The sequence below is a fragment of the Herbaspirillum autotrophicum genome, from assembly GCF_001189915.1.
GTDB classification, from domain to species: domain Bacteria; phylum Pseudomonadota; class Gammaproteobacteria; order Burkholderiales; family Burkholderiaceae_D; genus Herbaspirillum; species Herbaspirillum autotrophicum.
The window spans coordinates 12,045-36,069 of sequence record NZ_LFLS01000002.1 but is presented as its reverse complement, the minus strand read 5'-3'; the positions used below and the strand labels follow the sequence as shown (position 1 = coordinate 36,069).

At 59.9% G+C, this 24,025-nt stretch carries 22 protein-coding genes; 11 read left to right on the top strand and 11 right to left on the bottom strand.

What is annotated here, in order from left to right:
- The 10 genes from AKL27_RS01635 to AKL27_RS01590 all read right to left on the bottom strand — a co-directional run bounded on the left by AKL27_RS01635 (position 1) and on the right by AKL27_RS01590 (position 10,841).
- Positions 1–1,230, bottom strand: a complete 1,230-nt coding sequence (locus AKL27_RS01635) for a pyruvate dehydrogenase complex dihydrolipoamide acetyltransferase (RefSeq protein ID WP_050460861.1) — start codon at positions 1,228–1,230, stop codon at positions 1–3.
- A 1-nt stretch (position 1,231) separates the two neighbouring features.
- Positions 1,232–1,723, bottom strand: a complete 492-nt coding sequence (locus AKL27_RS01630; RefSeq protein ID WP_050460860.1) for a VOC family protein — start codon at positions 1,721–1,723, stop codon at positions 1,232–1,234.
- Between the two features lie 12 nt (positions 1,724–1,735).
- Complete coding sequence (locus AKL27_RS01625) at positions 1,736–3,925, bottom strand: alpha-ketoacid dehydrogenase subunit alpha/beta (RefSeq protein ID WP_050460859.1); 2,190 nt, start codon at positions 3,923–3,925, stop codon at positions 1,736–1,738.
- 44 nt (positions 3,926–3,969) lie between these two features.
- Complete coding sequence (locus AKL27_RS01620) at positions 3,970–4,815, bottom strand: SDR family NAD(P)-dependent oxidoreductase (protein WP_083438790.1); 846 nt, start codon at positions 4,813–4,815, stop codon at positions 3,970–3,972.
- Complete coding sequence (locus AKL27_RS01615; protein ID WP_050460858.1) at positions 4,812–5,570, bottom strand: ABC transporter ATP-binding protein; 759 nt, start codon at positions 5,568–5,570, stop codon at positions 4,812–4,814. The genes AKL27_RS01620 and AKL27_RS01615 overlap by 4 nt, the downstream gene beginning before the upstream one ends.
- Positions 5,567–6,328 carry an ABC transporter ATP-binding protein gene (locus AKL27_RS01610; RefSeq protein ID WP_050460857.1) on the bottom strand — a complete coding sequence of 254 codons (762 nt, stop codon included), beginning with the start codon at positions 6,326–6,328 and terminating at the stop codon, positions 5,567–5,569. The genes AKL27_RS01615 and AKL27_RS01610 overlap by 4 nt, the downstream gene beginning before the upstream one ends.
- The gene (locus AKL27_RS01605; protein ID WP_083438789.1) at positions 6,325–7,632 is read right to left on the bottom strand and encodes a branched-chain amino acid ABC transporter permease; all 1,308 of its coding nucleotides are present in this window, start codon (positions 7,630–7,632) and stop codon (positions 6,325–6,327) included. Before AKL27_RS01605 ends, AKL27_RS01610 begins: the two co-directional genes overlap by 4 nt.
- 4 nt (positions 7,633–7,636) lie before the next feature.
- A complete protein-coding gene (locus tag AKL27_RS01600; protein ID WP_050460856.1) occupies positions 7,637–8,578 on the bottom strand; it encodes a branched-chain amino acid ABC transporter permease in 942 nt (313 codons plus the stop codon).
- Positions 8,579–8,708: 130 nt separating this feature from the next.
- The gene (locus AKL27_RS01595; protein WP_050460855.1) at positions 8,709–9,944 is read right to left on the bottom strand and encodes a branched-chain amino acid ABC transporter substrate-binding protein; all 1,236 of its coding nucleotides are present in this window, start codon (positions 9,942–9,944) and stop codon (positions 8,709–8,711) included.
- Positions 9,945–10,019: 75 nt separating this feature from the next.
- On the bottom strand, positions 10,020–10,841 hold the full coding sequence (locus AKL27_RS01590; protein ID WP_050460854.1) for a shikimate dehydrogenase family protein: 822 nt from the start codon (positions 10,839–10,841) through the stop codon (positions 10,020–10,022).
- Positions 10,842–11,138: 297 nt separating this feature from the next.
- On the opposite strand from AKL27_RS01590, the gene AKL27_RS01585 reads away from it, so the two are divergent.
- The 6 genes from AKL27_RS01585 (at position 11,139) to AKL27_RS01560 (ending at position 17,646) form a co-directional block, all read left to right on the top strand.
- A complete protein-coding gene (locus tag AKL27_RS01585; protein WP_050460853.1) occupies positions 11,139–11,882 on the top strand; it encodes an SDR family NAD(P)-dependent oxidoreductase in 744 nt (247 codons plus the stop codon).
- A gap of 10 nt (positions 11,883–11,892) precedes the next feature.
- Positions 11,893–12,621, top strand: a complete 729-nt coding sequence (locus AKL27_RS01580; protein ID WP_050460852.1) for a FadR/GntR family transcriptional regulator — start codon at positions 11,893–11,895, stop codon at positions 12,619–12,621.
- A 448-nt stretch (positions 12,622–13,069) separates the two neighbouring features.
- Complete coding sequence (gene zigA / locus AKL27_RS01575) at positions 13,070–14,272, top strand: zinc metallochaperone GTPase ZigA (protein WP_050460851.1); 1,203 nt, start codon at positions 13,070–13,072, stop codon at positions 14,270–14,272.
- A 6-nt stretch (positions 14,273–14,278) separates the two neighbouring features.
- On the top strand, positions 14,279–15,199 hold the full coding sequence (folE2, locus tag AKL27_RS01570) for a GTP cyclohydrolase FolE2 (RefSeq protein WP_050460850.1): 921 nt from the start codon (positions 14,279–14,281) through the stop codon (positions 15,197–15,199).
- Positions 15,200–15,205: 6 nt separating this feature from the next.
- Positions 15,206–16,279 carry a CobW family GTP-binding protein gene (locus AKL27_RS01565; protein WP_050460849.1) on the top strand — a complete coding sequence of 358 codons (1,074 nt, stop codon included), beginning with the start codon at positions 15,206–15,208 and terminating at the stop codon, positions 16,277–16,279.
- A complete protein-coding gene (locus tag AKL27_RS01560; protein ID WP_050460848.1) occupies positions 16,276–17,646 on the top strand; it encodes a dihydroorotase in 1,371 nt (456 codons plus the stop codon). The genes AKL27_RS01565 and AKL27_RS01560 overlap by 4 nt, the downstream gene beginning before the upstream one ends.
- Before the next feature lie 28 nt (positions 17,647–17,674).
- Here AKL27_RS01560 and AKL27_RS01555 read toward each other — a convergent pair whose 3' ends face one another.
- Entirely contained in the window at positions 17,675–18,256 is a 582-nt protein-coding gene (locus tag AKL27_RS01555; protein ID WP_198155857.1) for a TetR/AcrR family transcriptional regulator, read from the bottom strand.
- A 204-nt stretch (positions 18,257–18,460) separates the two neighbouring features.
- Between AKL27_RS01555 and AKL27_RS01550 the strand changes: the two genes are divergently transcribed.
- The 5 genes from AKL27_RS01550 (at position 18,461) to AKL27_RS01530 (ending at position 24,022) form a co-directional block, all read left to right on the top strand.
- Positions 18,461–19,954, top strand: coding sequence for an FAD/NAD(P)-binding protein (locus AKL27_RS01550; protein ID WP_050460846.1), 1,494 nt, complete (start codon positions 18,461–18,463; stop codon positions 19,952–19,954).
- Positions 19,951–21,183: an acyl-CoA dehydrogenase family protein gene (locus AKL27_RS01545; protein WP_083438788.1), complete on the top strand. Its 1,233-nt coding sequence runs from the start codon at positions 19,951–19,953 to the stop codon at positions 21,181–21,183. Before AKL27_RS01550 ends, AKL27_RS01545 begins: the two co-directional genes overlap by 4 nt.
- 132 nt (positions 21,184–21,315) lie before the next feature.
- On the top strand, positions 21,316–22,137 hold the full coding sequence (locus AKL27_RS01540; protein ID WP_050460845.1) for a MetQ/NlpA family ABC transporter substrate-binding protein: 822 nt from the start codon (positions 21,316–21,318) through the stop codon (positions 22,135–22,137).
- 75 nt (positions 22,138–22,212) lie between these two features.
- On the top strand, positions 22,213–23,385 hold the full coding sequence (locus tag AKL27_RS01535; protein ID WP_083438787.1) for a methionine ABC transporter ATP-binding protein: 1,173 nt from the start codon (positions 22,213–22,215) through the stop codon (positions 23,383–23,385).
- The gene (locus AKL27_RS01530) at positions 23,366–24,022 is read left to right on the top strand and encodes a methionine ABC transporter permease (RefSeq protein ID WP_050460844.1); all 657 of its coding nucleotides are present in this window, start codon (positions 23,366–23,368) and stop codon (positions 24,020–24,022) included. Before AKL27_RS01535 ends, AKL27_RS01530 begins: the two co-directional genes overlap by 20 nt.
- Positions 24,023–24,025: the final 3 nt, after the last annotated feature.

Here is a 24,025-nt window from a genome sequence, read left to right as displayed (position 1 = left end):
TCAGATCAATGTGCTCAGGGGATGTTCGATATAGCGTTGGAACAACGCCAGCCATTGTGCCGCCACTGCGCCGTCAATCGCCCGGTGGTCGACCGACAAGGTCACCGTCATGACTGACGCCACTGCCAGCACGCCCTCGGTCACCACGGCTTGCTGCGATGTCGTGCCGACTGCCAGAATCGCTGCTTGCGGCGGGTTGATGATGGCGCTGAATTCCTGCACGCCGAACATGCCCAGATTGCTGATGGTGAAGCTGCCGCCCTGATACTCATCCGGCGTCAGCTGGCTGGCGCGCGCACGCGTGGCCAGATCGGCGACTTCGGCGCTGATGGCCGACAGCGATTTGCTGTCGGCGGCGCGTACTACCGGCGTAATCAGGCCGCCATCCGTCGATACCGCTACCGAAATATCGGCTGCGGCATACTGACGCAAGGCGCTGTCGGTCCAGCTCACATTCATTTGCGGCGATGCCTTCAATGCTGCGGCCGCCGCCTTGATGATGAAGTCATTGATGGAAATCTTGCGCGGGCTGCTGGCATTGATTTCCGCGCGCAGCGCCATCAGCTTGTCCATGCGGCAAGCGGCGCTCAGATAGAAGTGCGGAATGGTGGCCTTGCTTTCGCTGAGACGGCGGGCAATCGTCTTGCGCATGCCGGAATGCGCCACCTCCACATAAGCGGCACCTGCTGCCGGCGCGACGGCAGCCGCAGCAACCGGGGCCCTGGCGGTGACGGCAACGGCGACGCCGATGGCATCGATATCGCACTTCACGATGCGACCATGCGGCCCGCTGCCTTTGACGCCGTGCAAATCAATGCCGCGATCCCTCGCCAGACGCCGCGCCAGCGGACTGGCGAACAGGCGTCCCGATGCGGTTGCAGTGGTCGCAACGGCAGCGGCCACCACCGGTGCCGGTTCAGCGGCAGCGTGCGTGGCCGGTTTTTCGACCCCGGCAGCCGCCAGCACGGCGGCGATATCGACATTGGTTTCGCCCTCCGCGAACAACACCGCAATCGGCGTACCGACTTCGATATCCTTGCCGGCGTCAGCCAGAATTTTTCCCAGCACGCCGGCTTCGTCGGCATCAAATTCGATCAGCGCCTTGTCGGTTTCGATTTCCGCCAGGCATTCGCCGGCACGGATACTCTCGCCCTCTTGTTTGGACCATTGCTTGATCACTGCCGAGGTCGCGTTGGCGGCGATCTCGGGCATCAGAATCAGTTTCGCCATCTCAGTTGCTTCCTTTTTTCAGATCGGGGCGGTAAGCCGCAATATCGCTGTACTCGACCAGTTCCAGCAGATTGCCTTCCGGGTCTTCGCAAAACGCCAGATACACGCCGGGACGCGCTTCGACCCGCTGGGCGCCGGTCAGGAACCGGATGCCGGCCTGCAGCAAGGTGCCGATGGCGGCATTGATATCGGCCACGATGAAGGTCAGATACGTGGCGTGCGGCCGGTCCAGAATGTAATCGGCAACTGATGCCGATGCTGCCGCCGGCGGCGAATTCGGTGCCAGCAGTTTGATGCGCTCGCCATACGGTGTCTGCAAACGCGTCACGGTGTAGCCGTCAGCCGACAACGCCGATGGCGCCGCCTTGGCAGCCGGCACCACGATTTCGCTGACCACGGAAAAACCCATGACGTCTTGATAAAACGCGCGCAGGCGCGGCAAGTCGCGGCAGGCAATGCCGACTTCGAGTGGCACAATCTGATTGATGCTCATGTTCAATTCTCCTTAAGCTGCGCCCTTGTCGCGCATGATTTGCTGCAAACCGGCCACCACTTCTTCGGTACGCGCCGCAGCCGCACGCTCCAGCACCTTGGAAATGCTCGGCGACGCCTCGCTGCCGGAGACACGCTGTACCGGCTGGTCCAGCCAGTCGAAGCAACGACGCTGAATCTCGTCGGCCAGCCAGCCGCCATACGAGGTGCCGACCGAACCCTGTTCCACGATCAGGACGTTATTGGTTTTGCGGATACTGGCTTCGATGGTGTCCCAGTCGAGGCTGGCGCGATCCAGCCAGCGCAGGTCCACCACTTCGGCATCGATGCCGGTCTGGGCTGCTGCTTCCAGACTGTGCGCCACCATCGACAGATAGGTCAGCACGGTGACTTCCTTGCCGGTGCGGCGGATGGCGGCCTTGCCGAATGGCGTCTGATAGTCGAAATCATCGACCGGGGCGATACCCGACGCGTTGTACAGATCGACGTGTTCGATCACCAGCACCGGATCTTTGAGCGCCAGTGCGGCATTCATCAGGCCCACATAGTCAAACGGCGTGGACGGCGCCACGATGCGCCAGCCCGGGCTGGTGGCGAAAATGCCGGCCGGGTCCATCGAGTGTTGCGAACCGTAACCGGTGCCCATCGCGACTTTGGTGCGCAAGACAAACGGCACCTCGATGTCGCCGCCAAACATGTGACGGGCCTTGCCGATCTGATTGAAGACCTGGTCGGCTGCCACCCACATGAAGTCGGGATACATGAATTCCACCACCGGCTTGAACCGGCCATCCATGGCCAAACCGCCGCCCAGACCGCAGAAGGCGTTTTCACTGATCGGCGTGCCCAAGGTGCGTTCCGGGAATTTATCCTTGAGGCCGCGGGTGGCGCCGTTGGTACCGCCTTTCAGGCGATGCACGTCTTCGCCCATGACCACCACGCTGTCATCGGTGCTCATGCGACGGTCCATGACATCGGCGACGACGTCAATGAACTTGCGGGTATCCAGCTTGCCGCTGAAGCTGTCTTGTTCTTCGGTGCGGGCACCGGCCAGTTCCGACAAATCGCCGCGCACGCCCACATTGCGGAAATCCGGGCTCGGCCACAGTTCCGGGCGAATCCGTTTCTTGCCGGCCTTGCCGTTCGGATCAGCTTCCGTCAGTGCCGCCACGGCCTTGGCCATCGACGCCTTGATGCGTTCCCGCAGGGCCAGAATGCCAGCTTCATCGATCAGACCGCGCGCCTGCATTTTGCTGCCGAGCAGATCGAGCGGATCGCGCTGACGCCATGACTGTTCTTCTTCGCGGCTGCGATAACCAAACGCACTGCCGGGGAAGCCGCCGTTTTGATGGAAGAAACGATAGACATCGGCTTCGATGATGGTTGGCCCCTTGCCGGCGCGCATATGCGCCAGTGCTTCGTTCATCGCCAGATAGACCGCCAGCGGGTCCATGCCGTTGACCTTCCAGCTCGGGATATTGAACGCAGCACCGCGGGCCGACAGGCGCGGTTCGGCGGTGGCTTCTTCGACTGTGGTCGATACCGCGTAACCGTTGTTTTCGATGAAGAAACACAGCGGCAACTTCCAGGCGGCGGCGATATTCATGGTTTCCAGCACCGAACCGATATTGACCGCGCCGTCACCGAAGTAAGTCACCGCGACATTGTCGGTACCGGCATGCTTATGCGCCCATGCGGCACCGGCCGCCAGTGGCACACCGCCGCCGACGATGGCATTGGTACCGAGCACGCCGGCTTCTTGCCAGCGCAAGTGCATGGAACCGCCACGGCCGCTGCAAAAGCCTTGCGCCAGTCCCAGGATTTCGGCCAGCGTACGCTGCAGCAAGGTATCGATTTCGGGTGTCAGTGCGGCCGCCGGATCAATGCCATCGGGGGTCAGATAACCCAACGCCTTCGACAGAAACTGGTGATGGCCGCGATGCGAGCCGTTGACCTGATCAGCCGCCAGCAGCGGCACGATGGAGCCGGCGGCGCCGCCTTCCTGGCCGATACTGGAGTGCGCCGGGCCATGTACCAGGCCGTCCATGGCCAGTTCCAGCACGGTTTCTTCAAAGGCCCGGATCAGGTGCGAGTGGGTCAGCAAGGTGCCCAGCACGGCCGGGTCTGCTGCGGCCCAATCTTCATCGGTAGTACGCAATTCGACCCAGGCGGATGCGGGGGCGAGTGCAATGTGGTCTGACATGGTGTCAATCTCCAGATAGAGGGTATGTATGTGTGAATGCGGTATCAGATATAGCTGTAGGCGGACCAGCCACCATCGGCAACGATGGCCTGGCCGTTGATGTAGGCGGCACTGCCGGACGCCAGGAACAAGGCCAGCGTGGCAATTTCATGCGGCTGTCCGAGACGGCGTGCCGGTGTGCGCTTGACCAGCGCGTCCAGATCCATGCGGCCGGTGCGGACCAGTTCATCGACCAGCGCGGTTTGCACATAACCCGGGGCCAGTGCATTGACGCGCAAGCCGGCCGGCGCCCATTCGACTGCCATGACCTTGGTCAGCATCACCACGGCGGCCTTGCTGGCGCAATACGCCGCACGTTCGGGCGCGGCCACGGTGCCATACATGGAAGCGGTGTTGAGAATCACACCACTGCCCTGTTGCACCATGTGACGGCCGGCGGCCTGCGCGCAATAGAACACGCCATTGAGGTTGATATCAATGGCGCGGCGCCAGTCGGCCGGTGCCAGTTCCAGCGTCGGCCGGTTGGCTGAGATGCCGGCGTTGTTGAGCAAGACATCGATGCAACCGAAATGCTGTTGGGCCGCATCGACCGCTTGCGCGACCGCGACATCATCGGTAATCGAAGCGACGAACGTCATCACGTCGATCTGCGGGAAAGTGGCATGCAGTTCGCGCTGTACCTGCGCCAGCAGATCGGCATTGATATCCAGCAAGGCCAGATGAGCGCCGTTGACGGCAAACGCATCCGCCATGGCGCGGCCGATGCCGCTGCCGGCGCCGGTGATGAACACGACCTTGCCCGCCAGATCGGAAAAATTCTTGTATTGCGCAATGGCATGCAAGGCATGGGCGTCAATTTCTTGCGCTTCTGTGTTTACCGCATTAGTCATACTGCCAGCCAGTCTTTCAAAAGTTGAGGATTTGCGGTCAGTTCATCCGGTGTGCCACGGAACACGATGTGTCCGTGACCCAGCAGGCAAACGCCGGTAGAAATCTTTAAAGCAATCGTGAGTTTTTGCTCCACCAGCACCACTGACACGCCACGCCGGTGAATTTCCTGAATCGCTTCACCGACCACGGTGACGATCTTCGGTGCCAGGCCTTCGGTCGGCTCGTCGATCAGGATCACTTTCGGATTGCCCAGCAAGGACCGGCAAATGGTCAGCATTTGCTGCTCGCCGCCGGACAGATTGCCGGCGCGGGTGTTGCGGCGTTCCTTGAGGCGCGGGAAGAAGTCGAACATCTGTTCGATACTCCATTCGGGCGCATCCGGATGGCGCGGCTGCATACCCATTTGCAGATTTTCATCGACACTCAGATTGGCAAACACCTCACGCTCTTCGGGGACAAACGCGATGCCGGCCCGGCACACTGCATACGGCCGCGCACCGGCCAGATCCTGGCCATTGAGCAGCACCTGGCCGGCGCTCGGCGGCACCAGTCCCATGATGGCGCGCGCGGTGGTCGAGCGGCCGGAGCCGTTGCGGCCCAGCAAACTGATGACCTCGCCGTGGCCGACATCAAAACTGACGCCCTGCAAGATATGGCTCTTGCCGTAATGCGCGTGCAAGTCGCGAATTTGCAGCAAGGACGAGCCCGCCGCGATGCGCGACGCCGGCACGATGGATTGACTTGACAGACTCATGCGCTCACCTCGGTGCCCAGATAGGCTTCTTGTACTTGCGCGTTGTTGCGCACTTGCTCCGGTGTACCGGTAGCCACAACCTGGCCGTACACCAGCACGCTGATGCGGTCGCACAGCGAAAACACCACGTCCATGTCATGCTCGACGATCATCAGCGTGCGGCCGACCGACAACTCGCGCAGCAAATCCACGGTGTAATCGGTTTCTTCACGCGACATGCCGGCCATCGGTTCATCCAGCAACAGGACCTTGGGATCGGACGCCAGCGTCATGCCGATTTCCAGCGAACGCTGCTCGGAATAGGACAACTCGCCACCCAGCGTGTCGCGATGCCGGGTCAGGCGTACCTGCTCCAACAACTGCTCGGTCAATTCACGCACCCTGGCATAGCCGGCGACCGGACGCCACCAGGTGTATTGCAGGCCGCAGCGCTGCATCACGCCGAGACGCAGGTTTTCATAGACCGACAGCTTGGGAAAGATATTGGTGATCTGGAACGAACGCGACAGGCCGAGCCGGTTGATCTGCTCCGGCGGCAGGCCGCCGATGGCTTTTTCACCCAGTACGATGTCGCCCGAACTCGGTTTGAACTGCCCCGAGATCAAATGGAACAGCGTCGATTTTCCGGCGCCGTTGGGACCGATGAAGGCATGCCGTTCACCCTCGAACAATTCCAGATTCACGCCACGAATGATGTGCGCTTCGCCAAATGATTTATGGACGTCACGCAATTGCAATGCGGTCACTGCCGGATTCATACTGCCTCCTGATCGTTAAGCGCCTGCCAGGCATGGCCGGTGCGCTGCAGCACCAGACATCCGGCCACCAGCAATACCACTGGCAACAGCCATGTCAGCGCGGCGCCAGGCAGCCAGGCGTGGCCGAACAAGTCAATCGCCGGCCACGGCTGGCCGTCGGTCAGCAAGGACTGATAGTCGGTGCCCAGCGCACGTTGCAACAGTTCCACGGTAAATACGGTCGCCGCAGCGCAGCACAACATGCCGGCAGTCCAGCTCAGGACATAGCGCAACAAGGTGGCATTGCCATGCTTGCTGTTGTTCCACCAGACGACAATTCCCGACAAGCCGCTTGGCATGAACATCATGACCAACACGAAAATGATGCCCTGATACAGCAACCACGACCGCGTCAGATCGGAGACCGCATAGCCGAAAAAGGTCATGACAGCGGCCCCGAGCGCCGGTCCGAAAAACACGCCGACACCGCCAATGTAGGCATTGAGCACCACTTCGGATGACAGCCTGACATCGAACAGCACATAGTTGGCCGCTTCATTGTTCATGGCCAGCAAACCACCGGCGATACCGGCGAACATGGCCGAGATCATGAAGATCAGTACCCGCAAAACGTGCACGTTGTAGCCGAGGAACTTCAGGCGGTGCGTGTTCTCGCGCAAACCAAGCGCCAGCCGTCCGAGCGGCGTGCGGCTGAAAAAGAACAACAGCGCCAGCGACAGCACCACCCAGGCCAGCGTCAGGTAATAGACTTCGGTCGGCGTGCCGAACGAGATGCCCCAGGCCGGCATGCGCATCGATGACACCCCGGCCTCGCCGCCGAAGGTGCTCTTGAGATGCGGGGCCAGGGCATGCAGCAATTCCGCCAGTGCCAGCGTAATCATCGAAAAATAGACGCCGCTGCGTTGCGTTGAAAACCAGCCTGCGGCCAGTCCCAGTGCTGCGCCACCCAAGGCACCGAACACCGGCATCAGGGGCGTCGGCAACAAGCCGGCACCGCCCAGCGCATTCATCGCATGCAAGGTGGCAAAGGCGCCGATGCCGAAGTACGCCGCGTGACCGAAGGACAGCATGCCGCCCTGCCCGGCCAGCACATTGAATGCGCTCGCAAACAACGCGCCGATCAGCATCTGGATCGCGGCATTGACCAGCGCCTGTGACAACAGGCCCGGCAAGGCCACCAACAGCAGCAATATCGCTGCCAGCAACAAGCGCAGATAGAGTTGTCGCGCGCCGGACTGCTGTTTGCCGGCGATGCCGGCAGGTGTTGCCGCAATGGCGACAGCGGGATTCAGTGGTTTATTCATTTGTTCATTCCTTCTCGCCCATCAGTCCCGACGGACGTACCAACAACACCACCAGCATCAATGCAAACGGAATCGTTGCCGCCAGCGACGACACTTTGAGCGTCAACAGGCCGCCGACTTGCTGCGCCCAGTCGCCAAGGCCGGCGTAGGCCAGCAGATCAGCCAGACTGAGATCGACACCGACCGCAAACGAGGAAATCAGACCGATGAGGATCGACGACAACATCGCGCCTTCGAGCGAACCCAGGCCACCGATGACGACCACCACGAACACCAGCACGCCAAGCTCCAGCGCCATGTTCGGATTGGTGGTGTAAAACGCGCCGGCAATCGCGCCGGCCAGACCGGCCAGTGCCGCGCCGACACCGAAGACGCCCATGAACACCAGCGGCACGTTATGGCCCAGGGTCTCGGCCATGGCCGGGCGGTAAATGGCCGAGCGCACCACGATGCCGATGCGGGTACGGGACAACAGCAGATAAATCATGCCGAACATCAGCAAGGAAATCAGGCCGATCATCAGGCGATAGAACGGATAGTCGGTGCCGAACAGACGGAACGCGGAAAAACTCAGCGCTGCCGGTACCTGGTAGTTGACCGGATAATTGCCGAAAAACAGTTTGATGACTTCGGCGATGATGAACGACAGGCCGAAGGTCAGCAGCAGTTCATGGGCATGCCCGTGTTTGTGCACGCGGCGCAGAAAGTAGCGCTCGACGATCACACCGAGAAAGCCGACGATGATCGGTGCAACGATGATGGCGGGCCAGAAGCCGATGACCTTTTGCAGGCTGTAGGCCAGATAGGCGCCAACCATGTAAAACGAGGTGTGGGCGAAATTGAGTACGCCCATCATGCCGAAAATGAGTGTCAATCCGGCCGACACCATGAATAACAACAGCCCGTAAATGGTGCCGTTGATAAGCGAGACGGTAAAGAATTCCATAAATACTTTCCAGAGTGAGCAGGTAAAGCGGGCCCACGCTGCGCAGCAATGCCGGGCAGCCTGATCTTGCCAGCCTCATCCGGTCAGCCCTGAACGGCTGACCGGCGAGGTCTGAATGACAATGAAGGAATTAAGCCGGACGTTGCATCTTGCAGCTGGTCTGCACCGGGTTGGCAGCCTCGTCCGCGCTGAACTTGCGGATCACCTTGAAGCCCATGTCGGTACCGTCAACCTTGTACTTGACGTCCTTTTCCACGCGCGACACCACCACCGGCAACAACATCTGGTGATCGGCGGCGCGAATCGAGGTTTCACCCATTGGCGTCTCGATCTTGACCTTCTCCAGCGCCTTCGCCAGTTCGGTCACATTGACCTTGTCGCCGCTGGCCTTGGTTTGCTTGAGCGCTTCGCCCAGCATCTGGATGCCAAACACCGTTTGCGGTTCGATGAAGGTTGGATAGTGCCCGGTCTTGGCCTTGTAATCGTTACCGAACTGTTCAGTTTGCTTGCTGGTTTCGATATTGAAGGCATGCGAAATGTAATGGCCCAGCGCGGTGTCACCGGCGTTGCCGATGTTGCCCGGCTGATCCAGGAACACCGTGCCGAAGCGGATCTTCAGGCCCGCCGCGCGGGTTGCCTTCATCAGCAACAGCAAGTCGTTGGACCAGTTGCCGGTCAGCACCGTTTCGGCGCCGCTGGCTTTGATCTTGGCTACATATGGCGAAAAATCCTGGATTTTGTTGACGTCATGCAAGGTGCTTTCGACCACGGTATAACCACCGGTGGCGGCGTATTCCTTGATCGCCTTGTCCATGTCGGCACCCCATGAATAGTTCTGGTTCATGGCGTAGACCTTGGTGCCCAATTCCTTGGTGCCCTTCATCGCCGGCACCAGCGTTTTGACGCGCATCACGGCATTGGTGGTAAAGCGGAAATGGTAGAAGTGACACTTGTCACCGGTCAGTTCCAGCGCCTCGCCGCCCATGTTGAGGAACAGCACTTCCTTGCCGGCATTGCGCAAGTTGTATTTGCGGACGTCTTCCGTGATCTGCCCCGATACCGCCGAGGACGAGCCCTGAATGATGATTTGGGCACCACCGGCAATCGCCGCCTTGACCTTGTCGGAAGCACCGGCCGGGCCGCCCTGATTGTCGTATTCGGTAACCTGAATCGGTGCCCCGTTCCAGCCGCCGGCAGCATTCAGGCGGTCCAGTTCATATTTGACGGCAGCGCGATACAGCAGACCGGTCGAGGCTTGCGGGCCGGACAGCGTTTCCACCAGCGCCACTTTCAGCGGCGCACCTGCTTGCGCAGCGCCTGCTGCGAGCAACGCGCAAAATGACAAACCAATGTGTTTTTTATTCATGTACATATCTCCAATATGATTTCGAAATAACATTCGGCACTGCAAGACACTTCAACTGCGAATTCTTTTTTCCGGTCAGATCAGGCCCAGAAATTGGCCCATGCGTTCGATCTGCACTTCCAGCATGTGGCGCCCGAAGTGCACCGCCAGACCACATGCACCGGCCTTTGCCAGCAGCGGCGTGATCTCGGTTTTCATGACCACCTCGGCCACCAGCGCACCCGCCGGCAATCCGTCTGGCGCAAACGGCAGCGGATCGGCCGACTGCAAACCGAGCGAGGTGGAATTGATGGCCAGCGTGTAATCGGCTGGTGCGGCACCGGCCAGATGCGCATCCAGTTGCGGATAATATTGACGCAGCTCGCGCACCAGCTGTTCGGCGCGTTCCGGGCTGCGGTTATAAATACCCAATGCGGCGATGCCCTCTGCCGCCAATGCATGCGCAATCGCTTTGGCGGCGCCGCCGGCACCGGCCAGATAGACGCGGCGTCCCTGCACGGCATAGCCTTGGGCCAGCAAGCCGCCGACAAAACCGGCGCCGTCAAAATTTCCGCCGAGCAGACTGCGACTGCCGTCCTGCGCATCGCCAAACCGGACGATATTGACCGCTCCCATGCGTTGGGCGGCATCGGTCAATTCAGTACAGTGGGCGAGGATGGTTTCCTTGTAGGGAATCGTGACCACCAGACCCGCCAGATTGTGGATCAGCGGTGCCGCCACGATGAACCGGGCGAAGTGTTCCGGCTTGACGTTGAACGGCACCATCACGGCATCTGCCGCGCGTTGCGCCATCAGCGCATTGAACGCTTGCGGCGTGCGGACATGCCCGATGGGATCGGCAATGATGGCGACCACCCTGGTATTGCCGGTGATCTGGCGTTCCGTGCTGCTGTGCATGCTGACTCCTCGCTAACGCCAGCCATCGTCCGTGGCCAGTCTTCTTGTCGTTGATGTGCCACCGGATTTTTACTTCGGCGGAGTAGGTTTTTACTGAGATGTCTGATAACATATTGAACATGTCAGACAAGTTGAGGGGCGATTCTACCGAGCAGTTTGAGCGGTGTCAACAGATCGCCGTTCGCTCACTTGCACAAACAAGCAAGCGCAAGATATTGGCCGTCGCGACAGCCCGTGCGGCGTCGAAGCTTGCGCGTTGACACCCGAAATAAACCCGATTACACCTGAGGAGATGCAGTGATTTCGTTTACCAATAAAACTTTTCTGATCACCGGCGCGGCTGGTGGCATTGCCCGCGCCACTGCTTTGCTGGTCGCCCGACACGGCGCCAACGTGGCGCTCAGCGATGTCAATCCGGCGGCGCTGGAAGTGCTGCAAAAAGAATTGCGCGATGCGGTACCGCAGGCGCAGATCAGCATTCATGTCACCGACGTCTCCGATGCCGAAGCTTGCCGCGCTACCGTACAGGCGGTGGCAAGCCGCTTCGGCGGCATTGATCATCTGGTGCATTCGGCCGGTATCTATCCGGAAAAACTGGTGGCCGACATGCGCGATGAGGAATGGCGCAAGCTCATGCAGATCAATCTCGACGGCACCTTCTACATTTGCCGCGCGGTGATTCCGCATCTGAATCAGGACAGCTCCATCGTCACCCTGTCGTCGGTGGCGGGACAGCGCGGCAGTTACGGCCATGCGCATTACGCGGCATCGAAAGGCGCGGTGATCAGCTTCTCCCGCAGCCTGGCCTTGGAACTTGCACCAAAAACACGAGTGAATGCCTTATCTCCGGGTATCATTGCGACGCCGATGACAAAAGACTTGCTGGCCAAGAACCAGCAGACACTGCTGCAGAATACGCCGCTCAAGCGGCTCGGTACGGCAGAAGAAGTCGCCGGCGGCATTGCCTTCCTGTGTTCGCCGCTGGCCGGTTTTATTACTGCAGAAACCTTGCAGGTCAATGGCGGCTTGTACATCAATTGATTCCGAAGTCATGAAAAACGAGACAGCAAACGACGCAGCGTCAGTACCATCTCAATCGCTCACGGACGATATCGTCGAATGGCTCAATGAGGAGATTCGTTCGCTGCGCCTGAAACCGGGCGACAAGCTGCCCAGTGAAAAGCAGTTGGGCGAACAATTCGGCGTGAGCCGCTCGGTGGTGCGTGAAGCCTTGTCGCAACTGAAGTCGGAAGGCATCATCAACTCCCAGCAAGGGCGCGGCGTGTTCGTCAACGAACGGGGTTCGCGCCAGACCTTCCGGCTGGACGTGACGGCACTCAATGATGCCGAAGGGCTGGAACACGTGATCGAACTGCTGGTGACGCTGGAGGCGGCAGCAGCACGTTATGCTGCGGTACGGCATACGCCGGATGACCTGAAGCGCATCAAGCAGGCGCTGGTCGGCATGGAATACGCCATCGTCAATGACCGTCTCGGCGATGAAGAGGATTACTCGTTTCATCAGGCCATCGTCGATTCCACCAAGAACCCGCACTTCCGCATGCTCAACGAATATCTTGAGCGTCATGTACGGCGCCTGATCCGGCAAGCCCGGACCAATACCGCCGCCAATTATCAGAATCTGGTGCAGGCGGTACAGGACGAACACAAGGCCATCGTCAAAGCCATCGAAGACCGCGACCCGGCAGCTGCTGCGCTGGCAGCCGAAACCCATTTGCGCAACGCCGCCAAACGGCTCAACAAGTATCTGCGCGACTAGCAATGATGCAGACGACGACGGCATTCACGCCGTCGCCGCCAACATCCCGCACGGCACTATCCCCTCCTTTTTCTCTGGCTCGTCAATCCGCCTTTCTTGCCGGTGCACGCCCGACATCAGACATCTGACCTGATCATTGCTGCGACATTTGCCATACCTGCTGCTATCCATTTCAGTATCGTTACTCAGCCTGTAACGCCGCAGAACATGACTGCACGCCGCCAATGCGCCTGCAATCGGCATATGCAACGTCACAAATTTTTTACGCAACCGAGTTGCATTTACGTATATTATGCAACCTTGTTGCAAATAACGACGACACCGTGAACGCTCCAACAGTTCCGACCTGTCCGGCAACGCTTATCAATCAACCCTGTATTTACGCAGGCGCGGTAATGACGCCGCGTCAATCTGCAATAGCTGCCATCGATATCAAGCGAGAGCCAATATGAATTTACAAGTCGCCAACAAACTTCCGGTAACGGTGCTGTCCGGTTTTCTCGGGGCCGGGAAAACCACCCTGCTCAATCACATCCTGAACAATCGCGAAGGCCGGCGCGTGGCGGTGATCGTCAACGATATGTCGGAGGTCAATATCGACGTCGCGCTGGTCCGTGACGGTGGCTCGGCGCTGTCGCGGACGGATGAAAAGCTGGTCGAGATGAGCAACGGTTGCATTTGCTGCACCTTGCGTGAGGATTTGCTGATCGAGGTCGGCAAGATGGCGCGCGAAGGTAAATTCGATCAATTGGTAATTGAGTCCACCGGCATTTCAGAGCCGCTGCCAGTCGCTGAAACATTCACCTTTACCGATGAAGATGGCGTCAGTCTTTCTGATGTAGCGCGACTCGATACCATGGTGACGGTAGTCGACGCCTTCAATTTCCTGCGCGATTACAGCTCGCAAGACAGTCTCGGCGAACGCGGCGAATCGCTGGGCGAAGAAGATCAGCGCACCGTGGTCGATTTGCTGATTGAACAGATTGAATTCTGCGACGTGATCATTTTGAACAAGCTGGATCTGATTACCGGTCAGCAACACAAACATTTGCATGCCATCTTGCGCGGCCTCAATCCACGCGCGCGCATCGAGGCCTCCAGCTTCGGCAAAGTGGCGCTGGATAAAGTACTCGATACCGGCCTGTTCGATTTCGAAGAAGCCCAAAAAGCCCCCGGCTGGTTGCAGGAACTGCGCGGCGAACATGTTCCGGAATCCGAGGAATACAACATCGCCAGCTTTGTCTATCGGGCGCGGCGGCCGTTCCACCCGCAACGTTTCTTTGCGCTGATCAATACCGAGTGGCAAGGCGTGATCCGTTCCAAAGGCTTCTTCTGGCTGGCCAGCCGACCGACCGAAGCCGGCTCCTGGTCGCAAGCCGGCGCCGTATGCCGGCACGGCCTGGCCGGAAAATGGTGGGCCGCCGTGCCGCGCGAAGAATGGCCGGAGGATGCCGAGACCACCGAATTCATCATGCAAAACTGGGACTTGCACGTCGGCGATGCCCGTCAGGAGCTGGTACTGATCGGGATCGACATGCCGCAAGACCAATTGCGCTCGGCACTCGATAACTGCTTGCTCAGTGATGCCGAAATGGCGTCAGGACCGCTGGGCTGGGTCAAGCTGCCCGATCCGTTTCCAACCTGGGACTGAACCGCGATGAACTCACGACTTCCCGCACTGCCTGATGTTGCTTCAAATGAACCCGCCGCGATTCCATCCCGTCTTGACTGGGTCGGCATGCAAGGTATCGATCTGCCGCTGCGGCCCGCTGCCGATAGCCCATTTTCCTTGGCCGCCAGTGTCGATGCCGAAGTCGACTTGCCGGATCCGGCCATCAAAGGCATTCACATGTCGCGCCTGTATCGTCTGCTGGACCATATGGCCGCACCACAAGTGCTGACACCGGCCGCCATCGGCGATGTCTTGCGGGCGATGGTCGCCAGCCATGCCGATTGTCAATCCAGCCGTGCCCGCCTCGCCATCCGCTTTGCGCTGCTGCGCCAGCGAGCGGCACTGATCACGCCGGAATTGCACGGCTGGAAGACGTATCCGGTGACCATCAATGCGCTCTGGCAAGATGATCAGATGCACTTGCAACTCGGGGTTGCCGTGCTCTATTCCTCCACCTGCCCCTGCTCCGCTGCGCTGGCGCGTCAAGTGGTACAAGAAAAATTCAATGCCGATTTCGCGGCGCAGCAACAGGTTTCGCGGCAAGACGCAGCGGCCTGGCTGGACCGGCACGCGACCTTTGCCACGCCCCACAGCCAACGCAGCCTCGCCGAGGCACAAGTCAGCCTCGCCGGTGACGCGTTGAATTTCGACATCGTCAGCCTGATCGATCTGGTCGAGAACACACTCGCGACGCCGGTACAGACCGCCGTCAAACGCGCCGATGAGCAGGCATTCGCCCGCCTCAACGGCGCCAACCTGATGTATGTCGAAGACGCGGCGCGCAAAGTGCAACACGCGTTGCAAGCGCACTTCCCGCAATCCGCCGTCAACGTCCGGCACCTGGAAAGCCTGCATCCGCATGACGCAATTGCGCAGGTTTCTTCATTCAAACCGTCAGTCGGCTGAGGCCTTATGGATCTGATCCCCGTTACCTTGCTGACCGGTTTTCTCGGCAGCGGCAAGACCACCTTGCTGAACCGACTGGTGCGGCATCCCGACCTGCACAGAACGCTGATCATCATCAACGAGTTCGGCGAAATCGGGCTCGACCATTTGCTGGTCACCAACAGCGAGGAAGACCTGATCGTCGAGATGAGCAGCGGTTGCATGTGCTGCACCATCCGCAAAGATCTGGCCAACACCTTGCGCGATATCACGTGGCGCTTTGCACGCGACGGCATATGCCAGTTTGACCGGGTGCTGATCGAGACCACCGGGCTGGCCGATCCGGCACCGATTCTGCATACGCTGATCACCGACACGTTCATTGCCGGACATTACAAGCTGGACGGCATCATCACCACTGTCGATGCTGCCAGCGGCAACGCCACCCTGGATGCGCATCCGGAGTCGGTCAAACAGATTGCCGTGGCGGATCGTCTGCTGCTGACCAAGACCGACGTCGCGACCACCGATGCCGTAGCCGGACTGCAGCAGCGCTTGCTCGAAATCAATCCTGCCGCACCGCAGATCAGCGTCAGCAACGGCGACCTGAATCCGGCCAGCATTCTCAATCTGGGGCTGTTCGACACCACCACCAAGTCAGCCAATGTACAGCGCTGGCTGCAACAGGAAGCCTATACCCTGGTATCGGCATCGCGCGCGCCGTATCGTCTCAACTATCTGTCACGCGGCAAGCATAACGACATCAACCGCCACAATGACCGCATTCAGGCATTTTGCTATGTCATTGACGAGCCGGTTACGGGCGATGTGTTCGAACAATGGATCGGCACGCTGACCATGCTCAGGGGCGAAAAGATGCTGCGCGTCAAAGGACTCATCAACGTCAAAGGAGAGCCGGGTCCGGTCGTGATTCACGGCGTCCAGCACATTTTCCATCCACCTGTATTTCTGGAAACGTGGCCATCGCCGGATCACCGTTCCCGCATCGTTTTCATCACGCAGGATCTCAAGCCGATCGTGATCAGCGAAACGTTCAAGCAGTTCGGCACACTGATGCCGGCGGCGGAAAGCCTGCCATGATTCCGCCGCAAGACATCAGCGACAAACTGCGCACCCGCCACGCCGACATCATTCTGCGTGGCGCCCGGGTGTGGACGCCGGCCGGGCCGCAACATAGTGATCTCGTTTGTCTGCACGGAAAAATCGTGGCATTCGATGCCGCTGACTGGAGCGCAGATGAAGTCGTCCAGCTCGCCGGTCTGGATATCCTGCCGGGGGTGATTGACAGTCAGGTGCATTTTCGCGATCCGGGCCTGACGCATAAAGAAGATATCGAGGCCGGCACCCGTGGCGCGGTACTCGGCGGCGTCACCGCCATCTTTGAAATGCCCAATACCGATCCGCTGACCCTGACCAGCGTTGATATCGACAACAAACTGCAACGCGCTGCCGGCCATGCGTGGTGCGATCACGCCTTTTATGTCGGCGGTTCGGCCGCAAATGCCGAACACCTTGCCGCGCTGGAAATGCTGCCCGGCTGTGCCGGCGTCAAGGTCTTCATGGGCAGTTCCTTCGGCGCCCTGCTGGCCAGCGAAGATCATGTGCTCGACGACATTCTGCGCTGCGGCAGGCGCCGCGTGGCGGTACATGCGGAAGATGATTTGCGCCTGCAACAGCGCAAGCATCTGGCCGAGCAAAGCAAAGATGTACGATCTCATCCGCATTGGCGCGATGTCGACAGTGCCTTGCTGGCAACCAGACGGATCGTGGCGCTGGCGCGCAAGCATCAGCGTCGTCTGCATTTGCTGCATATATCGAGCGCGCAGGAAATGGCATTTCTGGCCGCCCACAAAGAGCGCGTCACGATCGAAGTTCTTCCGCATCACCTGACCATGGCCGCCCCCGATTGTTATGAACGACTCGGCACGCTGGCGCAAATGAATCCGCCGATCCGTTCCGCCGAGCATCGCGAGGCCTTATGGCAGGCGGTGCGCGATGGTCTGGTGGATGTCATCGGCAGCGATCACGCTCCCCATACCTTGCAGGAAAAGGCCGCCTCGTATCCGCACTCGCCGAGCGGCATGCCGGGTGTGCAAACCTTGCTGCCGGTGATGCTGGAACACGTGCATGCCGGCCGCCTCAGTCTGCAACGACTGGTGGAACTGACCAGCACCGGCCCGGCACGGGTGTTCGGCATCCAAGGCAAAGGCCGCATCGCGCTTGGTTACGATGCCGATCTGACGGTGGTTGACCTGGCCGCCCGCCGCACCATTTCCAATCGCTGGATCGCCAGCATTTCCAACTGGACGCCCTATGACGGCATGCAGGTCACCGGCTGGCCGGTAGCGACCGTGTTGCGCGGGCAATTCGTGGTGCGTGATGAACAGTTGACGGGCGCACCTCGCGGTGCACCGGTGCAGTTTCTGGAATGTCGCGCCAACGCGTAACCGAGGTCCGGGCGCCGGCCATGACGCACTAGGCCACTGCACTGCGCACGGCGCGCTTCTTGGGTGCCGCCAGATACAGCTCCATCAGCAGACATGCGCTCTTGCGGGCCAGACGGGCGGCATCGGGACGGCGTCGCACCATGATCGTCGCCAGAGCGCCGTCGTAGAGCAACGCCAGTTGTTCCGGCAATTCTTGCAGTACCGGTTTCCTGACACCCTCCAACGCCGCTTCGAACATCAGCCGCACCGCATCCTTATGCTCGCGCACCACCTCCCGGACTGCCTCGGCATCGCCATGTTCGGCCACCGCCAGCAAAAAGGCACAGCCACGAAATTCTGCATTGGCTCTGGTGTAAAGCCAGTCGTACAGCGCACAGACACGCTGCACGGGATCGGTTCCTGCCTTGTGGATCGCCGCGCTCATGGCTGCCAGTGTAATGTCGTGCCGGCTCTTGAGATAGACCACGATCAGCTGCTCCTTGGTCGCGAAATGCCGATACAAGGTTGCCTTGGCGATACCGGCATCGGCAATGATGCGATCCACTCCGACGCTGCGCAATCCTTCGCGGTAGAACAGGCCGGCTGCGGTTTCCAAAATATGCTCACGCATGGAAATGAGAACTTTCGTAAATGAAATCTGATGATTCGTCATCATCGGGAAATGCTGTTGATTGTACTTGCGACAGTCGGCTGATGCATTTTTCCGGCGCGGCAATAACGTCATAACGATATCAGAAAATAGACTAACAAGACAGGTCTGTCTGTCTTATTATTCAAATCAATTCAGACAAATCATCTTCCGGATTTCATCACCATGACAACCATCTCACGTCAACGCATTGCCATCATCGGCGGCGGCTTTGCCGGCGCAGTGACGGCGCTCAAGCTGATCGAGGCCTGCACCCGGCCGCTGCATCTGATCATCTTTGAAAGCACGCATGAACTGGGGCGCGGCATCGCTTACAGTACCCGCAACAACGATCATCTGATCAACGGTCCGGCGCGCATGTTCGGCTTGTATCCGGAAAACCCGGGGCATCTGGCTACATGGCTGGCGCAACACGCGGCACAGTATGGCTGGCAACCACCGGCCGGCGTGGCATTCGACAACAGCTTTCCGCCGCGCTGGATTTTCGGCATCTACGTGCAAGCGACCTTGCAAGCGGCGTTGCTGCAGGATGCGCGTCGCGTCCACATCGAGAAAGTGAAAGATCGGGTAACCGATCTCCAGGAAAGCAACCGGGGCTATCTGATTACCGCTGCCAGCGGCGACACGTGGAACGCCGACAAAGTGGTGCTGGCGACCGGCCTGTTTCGTGCCGATGCCGCCAGCACATTCACCATTGCACCGGAATTGCAACACGATCCGCGCCTGATTGACGATGTCTGGCGTGATGACGCCTGGCGGGCGGTGCGCGCGGACAGCAGCCTGTTGCTGATCGGCTCCAGCCTGACTGCGCTCGATGCGATGCTGAATGCCGAAAAACACGGTTTTAACGGAAATTACTTCAGCATTTCGCGTCGTGGCCTGCAGGTCAAACGCCGCGAAGATGCCGACCCGTGGCCCGACGTATTGGCGCCGGACAATCTGCCCCGCACACTGCGCGCGCTGTTGCGTCAGGTGCAAGCGGCGCGGCATGCGATCCGTGCCGGCGGTCATAACTGGCAACGCCTGCCCGGTGCAGTCCGTCCGCATTTGCCACAACTCTGGACCCACGCTTCTCTCAAAGACCGGCAGCGCTTCTTGCGCCATTTGCGACCCTATTGGGAAATTGCGCTGCACCGCGCAGCGCCGGAGTCCGGTTACAAGCTGGAAAAAATCGTTGCCGCCGGCCGCTATCAACAACTCACCGGCCGCATCACCGCAGTACGGTCAGGCCCCGGACAGAAAATCGACGTGCTCTGGGCTCAGCGCAGCGACGGCACCTCCCACAGCATTCTGGTGGATCGCGTGGTCAATGCGCAAGGTTATGAATTCGACTGGCGCAAGATCGACGATGCACTGATCCGCAATTTGCTGAAGCAGCAACTGGTGCAGCCGCACGAAACCGGCTTCGGCATTGCTGCCGATCCTGCCAGTGGCGCCGTCATCGGCCGCGATGGCCGCGCTTCCCGGCAGCTGTTTGCCGTCGGCCATCCGCTGCGCGGCGCGGTGTGGGAATCCAATTCGATTCCGGAACAACTGACGGGCGCTACCGCAACCGCATTGGCACTGGCGGCATTGATCGAGCAGGAGACCCATGCCGATGCAACTGAATCTCTTGAAGACGACAAATTCCCTGTTTTGGCTGGAGCAAATCTGACATGAATGCCATCGACAGCACCCATTTGCATACCGCACTTGCTCAGGTCCGACAGCACCCGGTGGCGGCCGCGGCACAACTGGTGAACCAGTTGGCGCAGCGTGCACCGCAGGCCGACCGCGACGGCAGCTTCAATCATGACAACATCGCCGACCTGCACCGGCATGGCTTGCTGGCGCTGGCAGTGCCAGCGGCGGCGGGCGGCGTCGATGCCGATTTCGCTGACGTGGTGGATGTCATCGGCCTGATCGCCGCCGGCGATCCCTCCACCGCGCTGGTGTTGCTGATGCAAACCTTGCACCATCGCTCCATCGTGGTTAATGACACCTGGCCGCTGGCGGTACGGCAAGAAGTATTTCGCCGCGCGGTGCAAGACGGTGCGCTGATCAATGCGCTGCGGGTCGAACCGGAACAAGGCAGTCCGGTACGCGGCGGCAGGCCGGCCACGCTCGCCGTCAGAAGCGAAGGCGGCTGGCGCATCAGCGGGCACAAGCTGTATTCCACCGGTGCACCGGGGCTGACCTGGGGCATCGTCTGGGGTACTACCGATGCCAGCGATGGCAGGATCGGCGAATTTCTGGTGCCGTTGCAAGCGCCCGGCGTGCGCATCGAACCGACCTGGGATCACCTCGGCCTGCGCGCCAGCGGCAGTCACGATGTGATTCTGGACAATGTCTGGATTCCCGACAACCATGCCGTCGATCTGCGCACGCCGGAAGAATGGGCACGCCAGGACATCGGCCTCAATGCCTGGCTGCCGGTCATGCTGTCCGCCTTGTACGACGGTGTCGCCAGATCCGCGCGGAACTGGCTGCTGCCATGGATCAACCAGCGCCGGCCGAGCAATCTGAAGACGTCGCTGGCGCAGGTACCGCGCTTCCGGCACGCCGTCGGTGAAATCGAAGCCTGGCTGCAAGTCAATGCCCAGTTGCTGGCCGCTGCAAAACGCGATCTTGGCGGCAAGCGCGAACCGACCGCTTCCGCGTTGAACCCGGCAGTGGCTCCGGCACTCAACCCCGCGCTGATCAAATACAGCGTGACGCAAAACGCGATTGCGGTGGTTGAACGCGCCCTGAGTCTGATCGGCAATCACGGCCTGACCCGCAACAATCCGCTCGAAAGACATTATCGGGACGTGCTTTGCAGCCGCGTACATCAACCGCAAAACGATCTGATTCTGGAAGGTGCCGGCTGCCTCGCACTCGAACAGAACGCGCCGCTCAACGCTACCTGAAACGGACCATCTTCTGACATCGCATGCGCTGCGCGACGGCAACGACGTCAGCGCCGGATTTCTGGTCGCCTGTTCATTTATTTTTTTACTCAACGTCGTTCAATTTCATCTATACATTTTCGGGGAAACTACATGAAAAAACCTTTGCACGCTTTGCTGGTCACCACCCTTTCCACCCTGCTGCTGACTGGCGTCAGCGCGCAGGCGCTGGCCGCCGATCCTGCTGCGGTACGCGTCGGCACGCTCGGCGGTCCGTTCGAGCAAGTCACGGAAGCTGCCGCCAAGGCGGCGCCGCGCAACGGCCTCAAGATTGTGCCGGTGGTATTCGATGGCATCGTCAGTCCCAATGAAGCACTGGTCGGCGGCGACATCAGCGCCAACGCCTATCAGCACGTGGTATTTCTCAACAGCGAAGTGGCCAACCGCAAATACAAACTGATCAAGGCCGCCGACATCTACACCGTGCCGCTGGCCATCTATTCCAAAAAGCACAAGACGCTGGCCGATATTCCGGTGGGCGGCAAGTTTGCCATCCCTGCCGATGAAGCCAACCAGAGCCGTGCCCTGCTGGCGCTACAAGACAACGGCCTGATCAAATTGCGGGCCGATTTCAATCCGCTCAAAGGCAATGCCAGCGTGCTGGATGTCGTCGCCAATCCGAAAAAACTGCAATTGATCGAAATTTCCACCACGATTCTGGCCAACTCGCTACCCGACGTAGATGCCGGTGCCGTCAATGCCAACCTGGCATTCCAATTGGCAAAACTGTCACTCAGCGACGCACTGGCAGTGGAAAACAAGGAAACCACCAAACGCTACACCCAGATTCTGGTGATTCGTGAAGCAGACAAAAACAAGCCTTGGGTCGCGCCACTGATCAAGTCGTACCAATCAGATGAAGTGCGACAACTGATCGACAGCAAATTCAAGAATGTAATGACGCCGGCGTTCTGATATTGGCCCCACGGTGTTGCCACGCCGTTGCGCGCCGCAGAGCAACACCGCCTCAACCACCGACTGCTATTTACCATGACAACTTTTGCTCTATCAGATTCCGGCCAGCTTGAGGCCGGCACTGACACCACCGGATCGGCAGCCGCCGCGAGGCATTTACCGGTGGCGCCAACAGCCGGCACCGCTGCACCCGACACGCTGCCGCTGGTGCGCTTCGACCTGGTATCCAAACAGTATGCCGGACAACGCAGTGATGCCTTCGCGCTGAAAGATATCGCGCTCGATATCGTGCGCGGCGAGATATTTGGCGTGATCGGCCGCAGCGGCGCCGGCAAGTCGACGCTGATCCGCGCCATCAACCGTCTCGAAAGCATCAGCACCGGCACGGTACATATCAACGGCCGCGATATTGCATCGCTGGACCGTTTGCAATTGCGTGCCTTGCGACGCAAGATCGGCATGATCTTTCAGCACTTCAACCTGCTGTCGGCCAAAACCGTCGCGCAAAACATCGGCCTGCCCTTGCTGGCGGCGGGAACGCCCAAGCGCGAGATCGACGACAAAGTGGCGGCCTTGCTGGAACTGGTTGGGCTGGCTGACAAACGCGACGCGTATCCGGCGCAACTGTCCGGCGGTCAAAAGCAGCGCGTCGGCATTGCCCGCGCGCTGGTGCATTCGCCCGATCTGTTGCTGTGCGATGAGGCAACTTCCGCACTTGATCCGGAAACCACGCAATCGATCCTGGCCCTGCTGCGCGACATCAACCGCCGGCTGGGACTGACCATCATTCTGATCACTCATGAACTGGACGTGGTGCGCGAGATTTGCGACCGGGTCGCCGTACTGGACCGCGGCCAGATAGTGGAGCAGGGAGAAGTGTGGACCGTTCTCGGCGATCCGCGGCATCCGGTGACCGCCTCCCTGCTCAATCCCGCGCTGCAAACGTTGCCGGCCAATCTTGGCAGTCGCTTGCTGGCAACGCCGCCGGCTGCGCCTTACCGTACTGTCGTCAGCTTGCGTTATACCGGCAATCCGTCCGGTCAGCTGGATCTGACGCAGTTGCACCAACTGGCCGGCCCCGGCGCGCAAGTGCTGCACGGCAATGTCGAAAACGTCCAGGGCTATCTGTATGGCCGCTTGCTGATTACCGTCCCCGGCGCCTGGCAGCCGGATTTCAATGCAGCAGCGCATCAAGATAAAGAATTACCTGTTCCGGAGATCATCGGCTATGTCCAGTCCCTTGTTTGAAAAATTCCTGCAAGCATTCTTGGAGACGCTCACCATGGTCAGCGTCTCGGCCGTGATTGCGTTTCTGATCGGTTTGCCGCTCGCGGTATTGCTGGTAGTCACGTCGCCGCGCGGCATCGAACCTTCGCCACGCGTGTATCGCCTGCTTGCCACTGTCGTCGACGGCGTCCGCGCCACGCCGTTCATCATCATGCTGATCTTGTTCATCCCGGTGACGCGGCTGCTGATCGGCTCCGCCATCGGCGTACCGGCGGCGATCATTCCGCTGACCATCGGCATTACGCCCTACTTCGCCCGCATTACGGAAATCAGCCTGCGCGAAGTCAATGGCGGCCTGATTGAAGCCGCGCAGGCAATGGGGTGCGGTCGCTGGCACATCGTGCGCCATGTGCTGTTGCCGGAAGCCTTTCCGGGAATTGCCGCCGGCATGACGATTTCCATCGTCGCGCTGTTCAACACCTCGGCCATGGCCGGCGCACTCGGCGCCGGCGGTCTGGGCGACCTCGCAATCCGCTACGGCTATCAGCGCTACGACACCGCCATCATGTTGTACGTGGTGGCGCTGCTGTTTGTGCTGGTCACCGGCTCGCAAACCTTTGGCGACCGCTTTGTGCAATATCTGCGCCGCCACCGCTAAGCA